Origin of the sequence: Pseudoalteromonas aurantia (assembly GCF_005886875.1) — a bacterium.
In the GTDB taxonomy this organism is placed as follows: domain Bacteria; phylum Pseudomonadota; class Gammaproteobacteria; order Enterobacterales; family Alteromonadaceae; genus Pseudoalteromonas; species Pseudoalteromonas aurantia_A.
The window spans coordinates 46,665-61,635 of sequence record NZ_PNBY01000025.1; the positions used below are offsets into that span (position 1 = coordinate 46,665).

The 14,971-nt window shown below is 39.9% G+C and carries 15 protein-coding genes; 2 read left to right on the forward strand and 13 right to left on the reverse strand.

Annotated features, from left to right (window positions below):
* Positions 1 to 4 precede the first annotated feature (4 nt).
* The 13 genes from CWC18_RS05755 to CWC18_RS05815 form a co-directional block, all read right to left on the reverse strand.
* On the reverse strand, positions 5 to 514 hold the full coding sequence (locus tag CWC18_RS05755; RefSeq protein WP_171041041.1) for a DUF2878 domain-containing protein: 510 nt from the start codon (positions 512 to 514) through the stop codon (positions 5 to 7).
* Positions 486 to 1,748 (reverse strand): SAM-dependent methyltransferase, encoded by a 1,263-nt coding sequence (locus tag CWC18_RS05760; protein WP_138591815.1) that lies wholly within the window; start codon positions 1,746 to 1,748, stop codon positions 486 to 488. The genes CWC18_RS05755 and CWC18_RS05760 overlap by 29 nt, the downstream gene beginning before the upstream one ends.
* Before the next feature lie 4 nt (positions 1,749 to 1,752).
* Positions 1,753 to 2,478, reverse strand: coding sequence for a DUF1365 domain-containing protein (locus tag CWC18_RS05765; RefSeq protein WP_138591814.1), 726 nt, complete (start codon positions 2,476 to 2,478; stop codon positions 1,753 to 1,755).
* Position 2,479: 1 nt separating this feature from the next.
* On the reverse strand, positions 2,480 to 3,733 hold the full coding sequence (locus tag CWC18_RS05770; RefSeq protein ID WP_138674882.1) for an NAD(P)/FAD-dependent oxidoreductase: 1,254 nt from the start codon (positions 3,731 to 3,733) through the stop codon (positions 2,480 to 2,482).
* Entirely contained in the window at positions 3,730 to 4,440 is a 711-nt protein-coding gene (locus CWC18_RS05775) for an SDR family NAD(P)-dependent oxidoreductase (RefSeq protein WP_138674883.1), read from the reverse strand. The genes CWC18_RS05770 and CWC18_RS05775 overlap by 4 nt, the downstream gene beginning before the upstream one ends.
* On the reverse strand, positions 4,437 to 4,865 hold the full coding sequence (locus CWC18_RS05780; RefSeq protein WP_138591811.1) for a nuclear transport factor 2 family protein: 429 nt from the start codon (positions 4,863 to 4,865) through the stop codon (positions 4,437 to 4,439). Before CWC18_RS05780 ends, CWC18_RS05775 begins: the two co-directional genes overlap by 4 nt.
* A 1-nt stretch (position 4,866) precedes the next feature.
* Positions 4,867 to 6,255: a deoxyribodipyrimidine photo-lyase gene (gene phrB / locus CWC18_RS05785; RefSeq protein ID WP_138674884.1), complete on the reverse strand. Its 1,389-nt coding sequence runs from the start codon at positions 6,253 to 6,255 to the stop codon at positions 4,867 to 4,869.
* Positions 6,255 to 7,214 carry a YbgA family protein gene (locus CWC18_RS05790; RefSeq protein ID WP_138591809.1) on the reverse strand — a complete coding sequence of 320 codons (960 nt, stop codon included), beginning with the start codon at positions 7,212 to 7,214 and terminating at the stop codon, positions 6,255 to 6,257. Before CWC18_RS05790 ends, phrB begins: the two co-directional genes overlap by 1 nt.
* Before the next feature lie 10 nt (positions 7,215 to 7,224).
* Positions 7,225 to 7,875: a ChrR family anti-sigma-E factor gene (locus CWC18_RS05795; RefSeq protein WP_138674885.1), complete on the reverse strand. Its 651-nt coding sequence runs from the start codon at positions 7,873 to 7,875 to the stop codon at positions 7,225 to 7,227.
* On the reverse strand, positions 7,868 to 8,491 hold the full coding sequence (locus tag CWC18_RS05800) for a sigma-70 family RNA polymerase sigma factor (RefSeq protein WP_138674886.1): 624 nt from the start codon (positions 8,489 to 8,491) through the stop codon (positions 7,868 to 7,870). Before CWC18_RS05800 ends, CWC18_RS05795 begins: the two co-directional genes overlap by 8 nt.
* 59 nt (positions 8,492 to 8,550) lie before the next feature.
* A complete protein-coding gene (locus tag CWC18_RS05805) occupies positions 8,551 to 9,132 on the reverse strand; it encodes an LON peptidase substrate-binding domain-containing protein (protein ID WP_349304811.1) in 582 nt (193 codons plus the stop codon).
* Between the two features lie 73 nt (positions 9,133 to 9,205).
* Positions 9,206 to 9,511, reverse strand: a complete 306-nt coding sequence (locus CWC18_RS05810) for an MGMT family protein (RefSeq protein ID WP_138591805.1) — start codon at positions 9,509 to 9,511, stop codon at positions 9,206 to 9,208.
* The gene (locus CWC18_RS05815) at positions 9,495 to 10,391 is read right to left on the reverse strand and encodes a LysR family transcriptional regulator (RefSeq protein ID WP_138591804.1); all 897 of its coding nucleotides are present in this window, start codon (positions 10,389 to 10,391) and stop codon (positions 9,495 to 9,497) included. Before CWC18_RS05815 ends, CWC18_RS05810 begins: the two co-directional genes overlap by 17 nt.
* A 109-nt stretch (positions 10,392 to 10,500) precedes the next feature.
* Here CWC18_RS05815 and CWC18_RS05820 point away from each other — a divergent pair, with 109 nt between their 5' ends.
* Positions 10,501 to 11,580 (forward strand): efflux RND transporter periplasmic adaptor subunit, encoded by a 1,080-nt coding sequence (locus CWC18_RS05820; protein WP_138674887.1) that lies wholly within the window; start codon positions 10,501 to 10,503, stop codon positions 11,578 to 11,580.
* A 2-nt stretch (positions 11,581 to 11,582) separates the two neighbouring features.
* Positions 11,583 to 14,648 carry an efflux RND transporter permease subunit gene (locus tag CWC18_RS05825; protein WP_138591802.1) on the forward strand — a complete coding sequence of 1,022 codons (3,066 nt, stop codon included), beginning with the start codon at positions 11,583 to 11,585 and terminating at the stop codon, positions 14,646 to 14,648.
* Positions 14,649 to 14,971 lie beyond the last annotated feature (323 nt).

Sequence of the window (14,971 nt, forward strand, 5' to 3'; positions counted from 1 at the left end):
TATGTTACCGTTGTTGGAATTTTATCACTGCAGTCTGATAAATAAACTTTGCAAGAGCTGCATAAGTAGCCCACATGGCCCCAAATAAAACCCAATAATGTATCATTGACTCAGAAATAGTGAGAGCACCAAAACGTGCACCTGCCATATAACTTAATGGACCGAAAACAGCAAAGGCTAAAGCAACCGTCCACCACTTTAAACTTAGCATGAACCTGAATGAATCATTAAACGTTAATAACAATGCCACCCATAGACCAACCAACCACGTCGGCACAAATGTCGCTTCATAGCTAACAATGCCTATCGATATCGCAATGAATTCGAACAAAAGAGAAAGCGGTAATAAACATACCAAAATAAAAAAACTGATTTGCCGACTTTGCGCTAATAAAGCCATAAAAAAAATGGCAATCGCTATAATTATTAGCGCTCCCTCTTGAAGAAAGAGCGCACTAAACCAACTGGTTTGAAATAGAATAAAATTAGTAATTAAGCGTAGCTTTACATTCATTTGATACATACCTCGGCTTCCTAGCAACTAAATGCACTGTACTCGTGGCTCTTTGTTTGAAGGCCCCCTCACAGTAACATAAATAAAATAACCATAGACGCTTGAAGCGCTCATCAAATTTACTATGATCCAACGTTGGCCATGCATCAATAAACCGCTTGCGCCAATCATATAACGTCCTTGCATAGTGCAACCCAATATCAGATATCTCATGTACAACCATATCTGTGCCACCCTTGATCTGCTTATTCATCTGTTCAATCGAGGGTAAGCAACCACCAGGAAAAATATGTTGTTGAATAAAATCAGAATTTTTTAAGTAATGTTCATATCGCTGACATGCAATGGTTATAGCTTGAATAAGCATGGCACCAGAAGGCTTGAGTAATGCGTTACATTTTTCAAAAAAACCTGGCAAATAGCTATGGCCCACAGCCTCTATCATTTCAATAGATACCAACTTGTCATACTTACCAGACAAATCTCTATAATCATGCTTTAGTAGCGTTATTTTATCTTGTAGACCATGCTGCTCGATAAGATCTACCACATAAGCGTGTTGCTCTTCAGAAATAGTCGTCGTGGTGACATGACAACCATATGTCTTCGCGGCATAAATAGCAAAAGCCCCCCACCCTGTGCCAATTTCGATAACAGTGTCGGACGCCTCTAAATCTAACTTTTCACAAATTACAGCGAGCTTATTTTCCTGCGCTTGCTCTAATGTCGCGTCAGTACTCGGATATACTGCGCTTGAATACATCATTTCACGGCTTAAAAATGCGGAGTATAAATCGTTACCAAGATCGTAATGCGCAGCAATATTTTTTCTCGACCCAGATTTTGAATTACGATTTTTTAAATGCCCTAGCTTATTAACAAGTCCACTTACTATGGAGAACTTTCTTTCAAAAATGTCTAGTTGCTTTTGGTTAACTGCAAATATTTCAATTAAGGCGGTTAGATCATCACATTTCCAAAAACCATCTACGTACGCTTCACCGGCACCAACACTGCCACCTAACGCAAAAGATTTATACATTTGATCATCAACGACGGTAATAGAACACATCAGGTCGCTAGACCAACTACCGAACTCATGTGTCTGTGGACCATCTTTTAATGTGATATGCCCAGTTTCTATAGTATTGAAAGCAGCAAAAACCAGCCTTTTATAAACCCCTGTTAGCCACGATGTCGCATTGCGAACTTTTAGATCTGATGTATTTTCCATGTTCTTATCCTGGGTGCCCTATAAACGGCACTTTTTTCAAAAATAGTTTTAATGCCTGCCAGTAGATCCCTTTACAAATTGAAACTGTCATAGCTGGAAAGCGTCTAATTACTTTACTGACATTCGCTGATGTTAATGCATGTCGTTTAAGTCGTAATGTTGCATCAAAAATTAACATATCGTCTTTTTTATTTTCAATATGTATTAATGTACTCTTATCTGGATTTCGAACAGTCCAATGATAATTCATGTCCAAATCCATGAAAGGAGATACGTGAAAGACTTTTTTAAAGTTCACTTTTCTATTCAAATATACGAGATAACAATGGCACTCATTCCAGGGAGTATTGCTAACCTCTGCAACCATATGTGTATAGTTGCCGTGTGCATCACTAAAAAAGTAAAAGTTGACTGGACTGAAATAAATACCAAAACACCTAACTTGACAAAGCATCATCACGCGTTCAGAACAAGCTGGTTGCCCTAGCATCTCACTAACACTTAGTGCCCTCTCTTTTAAACTGCCTTTATGGCTTTTTAAATAATCCGATTGATTAAATTTAAGTGCCTTAAAGCCTTTAGTGCCAAGCCATGGATGCACAGAATCAAGCCTGTCAGCCTCATCTAAGTCTATCCAAGCCATGTACATAGGGTACTTGAATGTATGTTTTTTTGGGTGCGAACGGCGATGCCTAATATCTCCTAAATAGAGCGCACTGTTGAGGGCCATGTTAAAAATATATCCCGAATTGCTTTGCAACGTCTACTGCACTTTTGACGCCATCTTCGTGAAATCCATTAAACCAATATGCTCCGCAGAAATAGCTGTGTTGTTTACCATCAATCAAAGGCTTTTTCTTTTGTGCCTCGATACTTATTTGATTAAATACTGGGTGGTGATATTTAAACTTACGCAGCACCATACTCTCATCTATTCCTTTATCGTAGTTAAGCGTGACACAGAATGGGATTTTACTCTCAATCCCTTGTAAGATATTCATTTGATAAGTTACAACCGCAGCGTTATCAATGGCTCCGTCAAGGTAATAGTTCCAACTTGCCCATGCCGCATGCCTCTTTGGCAACATCGCTTGGTCAGTGTGTAAAATAACTGAATTCTCAGTATATGGAATACTGCCTAAGACTTTACGCTCATCAGCCGATGGGTTTTCTAATAGAGCAAGCGCTTGGTCCGAGTGACATGCAAATACCACTTTATCGAATACATGCTCAGTCTCATCAGCCATTATGATCACAACGCCGTTATCATTGCGACGCACTGTTTTAATGTCTGCATTTAACTGAATGTTATCTTTAAACGCACCGACTAATGGCTCTATATAAGAACGAGAACCACCTGGAATTACATACCACTGAGGTCTATTTGTGATGTCTAATAATCCGTGATTAAAGAAAAACTTAACAAAGAATTCTATTTCAAAATCTTCCATTTCCTTAATACTTGTTGACCAGATCGCAGCACCCATGGGCAATATGTAATGCGTTTTGAAAAAATCATTAAAACCATGCTGACTTAAAAGCTCGCCCAAGATAGATAGGTCACCATATTGCTTTTTCGCAAAGAGTGCTTTACACACCCTATTGAAGCGAACAATATCATATAATAGCCGCCAGAACTTAGGTCGCACTATATTTCGCTTTTGTGCAAAAAGTGATGCCAGAGTATGACCGTTATACTCAAACTTAGTCCGTGTATTTTGAACACTAAAACTCATTTGCGTTGGTTGCCTAGAGACACCAATTTCACTAAGCAATTTTTCGAATTTAGGATAAGTTCGGTCATTAAATACAATAAAGCCCGTATCAACCGCATACTCCTTACCTTCTAATTCAACGTCGACTGTCGCAGTATGTCCACCAATGTAATCATTTTTCTCAAATATGGTGACTTTATTTTCCTTGTTTAAAAGGTAGGCAGCTGTCATACCCGATATGCCAGAACCAATTATTGCTATACTATTCATCGTGATAATCCTTTAGCTATTACTTTCCACATACCAAATGGTAATAATTGGAATAACTTCATTATTATTGTAAATCGTTTAGGGAAGTGTATGTCTCTTTTGCGCTTTTCAACGCCTTTTTTTATGTATATGGCTGCTTCATCAACCGTTACAGCCATTGGCATTGGGAAATCGTTCTTGTCTGTTAAAGGCGTTTTAACAAACCCAGGATGTACAACGCTGACATCTATATCCTTTAAGTCTACCGCCAACGTTTGTGCCAAATATGTCACCGCAGCTTTCGATGCACCATAAGCCTGCGCGCGCGGAAGAGCTAAAAACGCAGCACTGGAACTTACTATAACTAGCTGCCCTCCTGGTTCAACCTTTTTAAGTAATGCATCTAGGCAATAACCAATAGAGAGAAGGTTGACACGAACAACACGCTCAAATAGCACACTATCAAAATTACGAGCATCATCAATATATTCACAGTTGCCTGCATTTAGAACCAAAATGTCTATACTATCTATTGATGATGTTTTCAGTTTTATGTCGTTTATATCGGTTACATCAAATTGAAGCGGCGTTATATTATCAAACGTATTATAGTGATTCAGTACTTCGACATTTCTCCCACACGCATAAACATGGGCATGTTTTTGATAAATTTCTACCAGTCCTTTTCCTATACCAGAGGTCGCACCAGTTATTAGTATTTTTTTCATGCGTCTGAAGCCCTTTTATCAACTAACTTCACCAAAAAGCCGAGAATTGGGATCTGCCGATAAAGAAGCGAACCAACGTCAAAGTAATCTCTATGATGCACAACTTTTCCACCCAAAAAAGTAAGCTTGCTATGTCCGTCTACTACAATCTCGTTACCTGAATTCAGTTTTGGGTGGCAATAACGCATTTGCCAATACACAAACCCATTACTATCTTTTGTATAACGATCTGTTATATCAAATTCTATAGATTGAACATTGACATAAAGGTGTTGAAAATACTCTGTTAGCTCACCGAGCCCTTCGACAACATGAAGCGGGTCGATAAATACAATATCTGGATGATATACATCAGCGAGAACCGATAAATTATCGGCTCTCAGAACATCATACATACCAATAAACTTCTCTAAAATAGGCTCCATACTATACCTTAAATGCGTCCAATGCGCGTTGCCTTGCCTCTTTATGCTCAACAATCGCTGGTAAATAATTAATAGATGATGCCAAGGTTATAAACTCATGAGGAAAATGAATAAATTTACTTGGTACATCAGCGAGTTCTGGCACATATGTACGAATGAAATCACCGTCAGGATCAAACTTTTTGCTTTGCGTAATAGGGTTAAAAATCCTGAAATATGGCTGAGCGTCACACCCTGTGCTAGCTGCCCATTGCCAGCCTCCATTATTACTTGCTAAATCACCATCTATGAGCTTTGCCATGAAATAGCGTTCGCCCTTTCTCCAATCTATTAACAGGTGCTTTGTCAAAAAGCTCGCGACTATCATGCGCAAGCGGTTATGCATCCACCCAGTTTGATTAAGCTGCCGCATTGCTGCATCAACAATCGGGTAGCCAGTCTCTCCCTGACACCATGCACGGAACGAGTGCTCATCCTCATTCCAAATCACTGCGTCATACTTTTTATTAAAGTTTTTGTATTTACATAGACTCGGGTACGCAACAATCAAGTGGCGATAAAACTCACGCCAAATTAACTCGTTTATCCAGGTAAACTCTTCCCTACTGGGTGTTTGCAAAATATCAGGGTAATGACACTGCACTTCAGCTAACAGCTGCTTCACAGATATTGCGCCAATAGCTAGGTATGGACTTAACCCCGATGTCCCTTTTATACTAGGAATATCTCGATGAGCGTGATAACTAACACACTTAGTAGCAACAAAGTGACTCGCAACTCCAGCTAAACTTTCATCGTCTACTGGCCATTTAATAGAGCTGCTATCGCCGATTAAGCATTCTGGGGTAGACCAGCTTAATGCAGGGACCATTTTATCTTCTAAAGGCCAGCGAGGGATAATAAATTGCTGACGTTCAAATAGCTTTAACCATGCTTTTTTAAAAGGCGTAAAAACCTTAAACATTTCATCATTTTTAGTCAGTACAGATCCAGGTTTAGCTATTACATCTCCATCAAATAATGTCAGGGCGATACCAATCGACATACACTCGCTGTCGCGAGCGCGTTCGTTCACTTCATATTCTTTATTCGCGTAAACCTCTTCTATTTGATATGACGCACAAACTGATTGTAATCGTGCAGGTATGTCGCAGAATGAATCGACCACCTCTATGTGCATCTTTATCCCATATTGTGCGAGCTTATTTCCCAAATAAGCAACTCGCCTTTTAATCAAATCTAATTGTATTGGCGCTATACCATGCTTGTCTCGCCATTGCTGCTCACACATAAAAAACAGCGCCACTTGGGCGCCGTTTTCAACTGCTTCAATCAAGGCTTCATTTCCGAAATAACGTAAATCTCGTCGAAACCAAAACGCAATTTTCATTATATACCAAACCTCAACTTTAATTCATTCGGATAAGGATTAAAATATACCTGTTTCGCCAAGTACTCATTGCCATGCACCGTCAAATGGTGCTTTATCAGTGTCAGTGGTACGTATAAAGGTACTATACCTGCTCGGTAATGATCAATAGCCTCGCACATCTCGCGCTTTTCAACCTTAGACAGAAAATTTTTAAAATAGCCCTGCAAATGACTTAACGTGTTTGCTTGGTTTTTCCGAGACGCAGGTCTAGACAAGCCCTTCATCAACCCGCCTATATACTCTTCTTTAACTTCATCAAGGTCTCGTCCTGCTGCATGTCCTAACAGCTTACCAAGTGCTTTGTATGATTCATAATTATGACTCATCAACAAATACTTATGCTGCGCATGAAACTGAGTGAGTTCATGAACACCAACACAATCGAGGTTTAACTCTTGCCAATGCTTGTATACATATACACGAGTGACGAAATTCTCTCTCAAATGTGGATCGCTCAATCTACCGTTTTCTTCACACGGCAAGTTTGGGTTATGCTTCATCACCTGAGCAGCAAAAAAACCAACACCTTCTGAAGAATTACCTGTTCCAGCTTCGTTGTAGACCTTTACTCTCTCCATACCGCAACTTGGACTTTTAGCGCAAAATACAAAACCAGACAATTCCTTTGCTTGCTCGTGAGCGACGGTTTTACCATATTCAGTCAACTTTTCGCCTACTTCCCCAGAACCATCTGGACGACACACTTTTATCGTATCTCCAACCCTAACCTGTCGGATTGTGGCGCGCGGTATTGACATTCCGACCGCAACCTCTGGACAAAACTTTTTGTATTCTACATAGTTACCCAGCTCATCCATACAGAAATTCGAACGCTTGTGACCCGTATCAAAGCGAACCTTATCCCCAGCTAAACATGCGCTAATACCAATTTGTATTGGTGATTCGAAAATCCGCATATTCACTCTCCTAATAGATTAAATTACCGATTGGGTTCAACAGCTTACTCAAGCCCTTGTTGAAATGTAGTGCACTATTAACCAGTGTGAAACACAAACACCCATCCTGAGTCTTAGGAGTATGGGTGTGTCTGCCGTCTAACCAAATGAAATCGCCAGCAACGTAGCTTCCAGACTCATCTTCGAAACTGCCTTCTAACAATAGCGTTAATTCAAATCCAGTATGTGTATGATTGGGTATCTCACCACCTGGTGATATCTGCAATAAACTTGCCCTGACATCGCCATCGCCTAAATCAAGCCTTGCTCTCGCTAGTTTACCTACGTGTGAGAACCCTGAACGAGATAAGGTTGCTATGGCTCTTGGAACAACAGCTTTAGACCCATGATACTCAATAAGCTCATGTTCGTACTGTTTTACAAGCTCAACTGCCTTGTCTTCTGTTATATTAGAAATCATTTGTGAAAAGTCGAAGTCTAGATCTAACGCATCACTATCTGAAAACAACTCTTGACCACATAGCGCTTCATTTTTTGCTACCTGCTTTGCACAACACGGGCACATTTCAACATGGGCAGAAACAGCGATACTTAACGATTCAGGTAATGTGCCTTGTGAAAACTGCATCAACATCTCTGCTGTTGGATGATGTTTAATCATGGCTATCTCCCATTTCTGCTCTAAGTTTTTGGAGCGCTAAACGTAAGCGCGATTTGACGGTACCGACTGGAATGTTCAATTGTTCCGCCAGTTGTTCTTGTGACATTTCTTGAAAATATACGCCTTTAACAACTTCTTGCTGTGCGACTGGTAAACAGCTTATATACTTCTGTATCTGCTTGTCCTGCAGGTGATCTTTAAAGCCATCATCGTATGATTGACTCTCTTGGAGAGTAGGCCAAATTTCTTCACTAATATGTTCTTCCTTTTTACTCTTTAACTTGCGTAGAGCGTCAAACGAAGCGTTTCTCATCACAGTGTAAACCCACGTAGTTGCAGCTCCTTTATCTTTATTGTATAAGTGAGCCTTTCGCCAAACGGATGTCATCGTATCTTGCACAAGTTCCATTGCCATTGCTTCTGAACCATATTGCTTTACACCAAACCGCTTTATTTTTGGTGCGAAGTACTTAAATAGCGTAGCAAATGCTACCTTATCACGCTGATCAGCTACTTCTACAAGTGCTTCTGATAACGCTTGTGTAGGTGTATCGTCCATACTTTTACTTTGCCCAGACTCTAGCGATACAGCTGTAGTCGGTGATTGGCTAACCATAACTTATGTCCCATTCGACCTCTAATTTTTATACATTACGCACAACCAAATCAAACCGATCACTCTGCTTCAATTAAAATAGTATGAAGGAAGTTAGTGACTTGGTCAAAGCTCTGCGCTGACTTAAGCTTTTCTTTCTGACTTGTCTCCATAGGCAAAAGCTCTAACCATCTGGAAGCAACCCACACAGGTCTGGTAAATGATTTTTCTTGATACAAAGAATCTAAGTGCGGGTGCCGTTTAAAAATACTTTCTAGCATAGAAGACAACTTAGCATCACAGTCGGATATTTCATCTTCCTTGTAAAACCATAACGGATCATCTATCACTCTAATGTCACCATGCCTAAGCCCAGTCTCGTCTTGGTGCACATTTTTAATTTTAACTCTATTACGTGCATAAACGTCTATCAAAAGCTGCCCTGCTTCATCTTGTGAAAAATCCACAATTTCTACGTAAACACCTTCATTTAATAATGTATCCTCAGTCAATCTAGCCACGGTGCACAGCACAAACCCCGTATTCTGAAGCAACGCTTTTTTTACCATTTTCATATACCTGTCTTCAAATATCCGCAAACGTGTGTAGCCTTGCGGTAAAAGAAAAACAGGTAACGGGAAGATTGCTCGGTTCATAAACATGCTGTAGTTAAAAAAATATGTAATTCTATACGTCTTAGTTGCTAAACCCGATCAATCCATTGTTTGCTTGGAGTCAGTCCCACTGATAAATTCGCATGTTAATTTTGTCTTTGATGAAAACTATCCCTTCAAGTTCCAAGTTTTCTTTCTGCTCAATGTACTTTTTCGAGCCATGAGGAAATGAAATCTTCCCTTTGCTATTTACTACTCTGTGCCAAGGAAGTGCACTACCTTTAGGCAACTCTTTCAGTAAACGACCAACCGCGCGAGCTTGACGCGGCAATCCAGCTAAATTTGCTAACTGTCCATATGCGGCAACTTTCCCTTTTGGGATCGCACCAATTAGGGTAAATAGGCGTTGTTTATGTTCTCCCTGCATACGCCTCTCCTAACAGTTTAAACTCTGACCATATTGACCTAGCGACTGGCCCATGGTGCTTGCTATGTTGTCTAAACACATGTATTCCCGCTGTAAAAGAGTCTTGCCTGTCCGAAACATGTATTTGCTCCAAAACGCCCGCATCAATTTCATTTTGACAATGGCTTAAACTGATCATTGCAAAACCCAACCCAGACAATAAAAATGATTTTATAGACGCAATATCATCCAGTTTCATAATATTACTCCCTCGCGCATAAGCTAATCGTTCACTATCAAAGTCAAAGCCACTTTCAAACATCGCCAAGCAAGGATAATGCGCTAACTCATCATAGGTTAACGATGTGGGAAGTAGACCTTTTTTAGCCACTAAGCCCAATCTAAACTCGCCAATTGCGATAGATTCTAAATCCCCCGTAGCATGAAATAAATCAAACCATGGGCCAATTCCTAAATCAGCGACACCCGAATTCACTTGCTCCAATGCAGCAAAACGTTTTCCACTCGTAATTGCAATTTCAGTTTGAGTAAACCGTTTAAAAATTGATGCTATCACTCGATTATAACCATTTTGGTGACATAAAGGTTCATAACATATAGTGAGGTTTGCTTCATTACCTGATGAAAATTCATTTGCCATAATTTGAAGATCGTCTCTCACACCCAGTAATTTTATCGACTCAGAATAGAATCGCTTCCCCTGCTCGGTCAGTGTTATCCGATAGTTTTGCCTATCAAATAGCTTAAACCCTAGTTGGCTTTCTAACCTCTTCATTGCCTGTGTAATAGCTGGCTGTGTCTTAAACAACTTGCAGGCAGCCTCATTCAAGCTATTTGAATCAGCAACAACATGTAGCATTTCGATGTCTGATATCTTCATTAATTATATTTATATAGTTTAAAATATTATATAATTTTTATTTTATCGTGCTTTTCGATATTGTGCACCAAAATGTTTGATACTTCTGAATAAAGATGGAGTTTTTACCATGCTAAAACTTACTACCGTTGCGTCTCTTTTACTCTTTTTAAACGGATGTCAGGATGCACCTGAGCAAAGTAACATAGATGATATTATTCGCCCTGTGAAACTGGTTTCAGTGATAGACTCACAGCACAGTACGGTGAGAAGTTTCCCTGCGGAAGTTGTTGCGAACCAGGGCTCTTACCTTGCATTTAGAGTCAATGGTGAACTACTCGAGTTTCCAGTGCTTGCAGGGCAAGAAGTGCAAAAAGGTCAGTTATTGGCAAAACTCGATCCAGAAGATTTACAACTTCAATATGAACAACGAAGCGCACAGTATGACCTCGCTGTATCACAACTCGACCGAGTTAAGTCTTTATATGATAGGTCAATAACATCCAAGTCAGAATATGACCAAGCACTCGCGAATAAACAAGTCGCAGAGTCCGCATTTAAAATTGCTAAAACTAATTTAGAAAATTCAGAGTTAAAAGCACCGTTTAGTGGAACCGTTGCAAAAGTCTTCGTCAAGAATTTTGAAAATGTTGTCGCAAAACAAAACATTTTACGTCTAGAAACCCGTGACATGATGGATGTCATTATTCAGGTACCAGAAAAATTAGTGGCAAGGGTTAACAAAGAGTTAGATTATCATCCTAATGTCGTCTTTGACGGATTCCCCTCTAAATCATACCGTTTGACGATAAAAGAATGGGACACACAAGCGGATCCATCAACGTTAAGCTACAAGGTCGTGTTTACGCTACCTATTCCAAATGATTTTAACTTACTGGCGGGCATGACCGGACATGTATACATAGACCATAGTAAAATCACTAAATTACCTGCGAGGAAATTGTTTGTTCCTGTAGAAGCGGTATTTTCAGAGCAAACACAACCAAAAGATAATAATTCTTTTGTCTGGTTATTCGATGAACACACGAGCACTATAACCAAACAGCCGGTTGTGGTGGGTGATATGTATGACCAAGGTATTGAAATATTGTCAGGCTTATCAGACACCGATATTGTCGTGGGTGCCGGAGTGCATCACCTAAAACAGGGATTAAAGGTTCGCCCATGGGCTAAAGAGCGAGGGTTATAACGATGAGCCTAGCAAAATGGTCTATCGAAAACAGCGTGATTAGTTGGATGTTTGCTTTATTGCTCCTTTTAGCTGGTACGGTTTCATACTTCGGACTTGGCCAACTAGAAGACCCTGAATTCACGCTAAAAAAAGCCATGGTGGTCACATTATACCCTGGCGCATCACCACAACAAGTTGAAGAAGAAGTCACGTTTCCAATAGAAAATGCGATTCAACAGTTGCCATACGTCGATTATGTTACCTCTATATCCTCTGCAGGAAAGTCTCAGATCTCTGTAGAGATGAAGAGCACATATAGAAAAGATGACCTTAAACAAATATGGGATGAGCTGCGTAGAAAAGTAAATGATTTACAAAACAATTTACCCCCTGGAGTGTACTCACCAAAAGTGATAGATGATTTTGCCGATGTATATGGCGTTATGTATGCTGTTACTGGTGATGGCTATTCATACGATGAGTTAAAAGATTATGTTGACTATTTAAAACGAGAGCTCGTATTAGTAAACGGTGTGAGTAAAGTCACAGTGGCTGGAGAGCAACAAGCTCAAGTCATCGTTGAAATCGCCACTCAAAAACTCTCACAATTAGGTATTGCACCTTCAAGAATATTCTCTTTGTTACAATCACAAAACAGTGTATCTAATGCAGGAAAAATACGTGTCGGTGATGAGTCTATAAGGCTTCATCCTACTGGTGAATTCCAAGACGTGAAAGAACTAGAGCACCTATTGATCTCAAAGCCTGGGTCAAAAGAGTTAATCTATTTAGGTGATGTGGCAACAGTCAGCCGAGAATATGCTGAAGTACCTAAACACATAACTCGGTTTAATGATCAGCGCGCTCTGCTTGTTGGTGTCTCCTTTAGCTCCGGTGTCAATGTTGTTGATATTGGCCGTGCAATGGAACGCCATCTAACCGACTTAGAATATCAACGGCCACATGGTATGGAGATAAACACCGTATATCATCAACCAAACGAAGTGCAACAATCTGTCGATGGCTTTATTGTCAGCCTAATTGAAGCCATTGCAATTGTAATATTGGTTTTATTGATTTTTATGGGCGTAAAAAGCGGACTACTTATCGGTGCAGTGTTGTTACTCACTGTACTGGGCACCTTTATTTTTATGAAACTGTTTGCTATTGACCTGCAACGGATCTCACTGGGTGCATTGATCATAGCTCTTGGTATGCTTGTTGATAACGCGATAGTAGTCACAGAAGGTATCTTGATCAATTTAAAACGTGGGCAAACTAAGATACATGCAGCTGTTAACATCGTGCAGCAAACAAAGTGGCCACTGCTCGGCGCAACGATTATTGGTATTACAGCATTTGCTCCAATAGGACTCAGTAGCGACGCTAGCGGTGAATTTGCAGGCTCTCTATTTTGGGTGCTTCTTATATCTTTGCTGCTAAGTTGGGTTACAGCGATTACGTTAACACCTTTTTTTGCTAACTTGCTCTTTAAGGAGACTCCTACAGGTCAAGCAAATGACAATGATGACCCCTATCAAGGTATTATTTTTAATTTTTATAAAGCCCTTCTTTCAACTGCATTGAAATTTAGACTATCAACATTAGCTCTAATGATTTTACTGTTAGCGGCATCAGTTGTAGGGTTCAAATCGGTCAAACAGTCATTTTTCCCCGCTTCAAATACACCGATGTTTTATGTAGATTACTGGCATTACCAAGGTGCTGACATTAGAAGCACCTCTGACAACTTGACAGACATTGAGTCTTTTTTACAAAGCGATGACCTCGTTCTTGAAGTAACATCAACAATCGGACAAGGTGCACCAAGGTTTATGCTTACCTATTCTCCTGAAAAACAATATGATGCGTATGGTCAATTAATTGTTCGAGTAAGAGACCGTGACGCTGTTGCCAAAATGATTGCAAAACTCAGAGTATTTGAACAACAGCATCTTCTTTCCGGTATACTTAAAATCAAACGAATGGAAATTGGCCCATCTACGAATGCAAAAATAGAAGCGCGTTTTTCCGGTCCTGATCCGGTTGTACTCAGACAATTATCAGCAAAGGCACAAGCTATATTTTCGAATGATGCCAATGCATTTAATATTCGCGATGATTGGCGACAACGCACTAAAGTAATACGTCCTGAGTTTAATGAACAAAAAGCTCGTCGTTTAGGTATTAGTAAATCAGATCTTGATCAGCTACTGCTTACCAGTATTTCGGGTAATAAAGTCGGCTTATATCGAGATGGTACACAACTGTTGCCCATTGTTGCTCGTTCGCCAGAAGAAGAACGTAAAAATGTCGAGAACCTAAGTGATCTGCAAATTTTTAGCCCAGTACTCAACGTCTATGTGCCCGTCACACAAGTTGTAGATAAATTTAGAGTATTATGGGAAGACCCGCTGATAATGCGTCGTGATCGTAAACGTACTATCACGGTAATGGCTGATCATGACGTAATTGGTGATGAAACCCCCGCTAAGCTATTCGCAAGAGTGAGAGGAGATATAGAGAATATTCCACTCCCCAACGGATATGAAATGAATTGGGGTGGTGAATTCGAGTCTTCTTCAAAAGCTAAAACCGCTATTTTTGGCTCGCTACCACTGGGCTACCTTGCTATGTTCATGATCACTGTCATGTTATTTAACTCACTAAAACAACCTCTGGTGATTTGGTCTACCGTTCCTCTAGCTATTATTGGCGTTACCGCTGGCTTAGTATCACTAAACGCACCGTTTAGTTTTATGGCATTGCTTGGCTTACTTAGCTTATCAGGCATGTTAATCAAAAATGGGATTGTATTAGTTGATCAAATCAATCTTGAGATAAAAGAAGGTAAGGCACCCTATGCCGCGGTATTTGATTCCGGCGTAAGTCGTGTTAGACCTGTTTCAATGGCAGCGATAACTACTATTTTGGGGATGATCCCCTTATTGTTTGACGTGTTCTTCAAATCAATGGCAGTGACGATTATGTTTGGCTTAGGGTTTGCGACCATACTTACCCTAATCGTTATTCCCGTTATGTACTGTTTGTTATTTGGGATCAAACAAACATCGACCAAGATTTAAATTTAGACCAGTCTGTTTTCTAGAGTCGCATTCTAATTAATACACGTTAAATCATTAATTAGGGTGCGAACATTGACTGTCACTTCAATGAAAAGCCTGACTAGAGAACGCGATAAATGAATGGCTAATTTACTAGGTAAATAACTAATGTATGAAGAGCTTTTATAACTTACTCTAACTAACCTCAGGTTTGGATAAGGGTTTTGGAATAGAAAATGTTTTGAAAAAACTTACGTAAAATCCAATGATGATATTTTTCTCAATATCAAGGCGCTTTCACGCAGTAATAGCCGGCTATTACAAATGAAAGCAACGCCGAGAGT